The organism is Staphylococcus microti (assembly GCF_000934465.1).
GTDB lineage: Bacteria > Bacillota > Bacilli > Staphylococcales > Staphylococcaceae > Staphylococcus > Staphylococcus microti.
In genome coordinates, this window is record NZ_JXWY01000006.1 from 1 (window position 1) to 837 (window position 837).

The following is an 837-nucleotide window of genomic DNA, read 5'->3' on the forward strand; positions in this document are numbered from 1 at the left end:
GATTGGTCTCTAGAGAGTTTTGATAAGTATGTTATTAAAAATTTTGATGAAAAAGGAGAGTATTTTTTATTAAATTCTCTTTTAAAACCTATTAAATCTAATTATGATTATATTATTATTGATACAAGACCATCAACAGGGATTTTATCTAATAATGCTGTATGTGCGTCTGATTACGTTTTGATAACATCTAAAACTGAAGAAGACAGTTTTATATCTGCTAAGAAATATTATAGCTATTTAGGGAATATTCAACAGAATAAAAAGAAAAATTTAAAATTCTTGGGTTTATTACCATATTTAGTGAATCAACGAGGTGCTACTAATAGAAGTGTTATGGATAAGATGAATAACCTTTTTGATAAAGATGTGTTTGAGAATTACATACGTTCTAGTGATCGAGTGGTTACTTGGGGAGAACAAGGAGTAACAGAGCACAAAGCCCATGATAAAAAAACAATGAGAATGTATATAGATGTAAAAAATGAAATTTTAAAAAAGATTGAGAGGAAATAAAATGGGAAATTTTAACAATGAAATGGTAAAAAATGAATATAAAGATGAGAAAATATTTGATGAAATGATAACTAAAAAGAAAGAAGTAAGAGAAACTAAATCTATTAAAATGTACATTGATGATTGGTCAGTTGCCTATCAAATTAAAGCGAAAACAGGAAAAAATCTGGTGGACATAGTTTCTGAAGCAATGGAGAGTTTGAAAGAAAAATACAATCTATAATTTTAACTTAATTCAGGAAATATACTAAGAATAAAACCAGTAATTTTTTGTTGTTATCTAAAAATATTGATATATTATAACTATTAATAGTGGAGGGG

General features: G+C 26.4%; 2 protein-coding genes. Both read left to right on the forward strand.

Translation table 11 applies throughout. The features are described 5' to 3' along the window. On the forward strand, nucleotides 1-516 hold a 516-nt coding region (locus TP70_RS01270; protein ID WP_044358762.1), incomplete at its 5' end, for a ParA family protein. A 1-nt stretch (nucleotide 517) separates the two neighbouring features. Then, complete coding sequence (locus TP70_RS01275; protein WP_042740154.1) at nucleotides 518-739, forward strand: hypothetical protein; 222 nt, start codon at nucleotides 518-520, stop codon at nucleotides 737-739. Nucleotides 740-837: the final 98 nt, after the last annotated feature.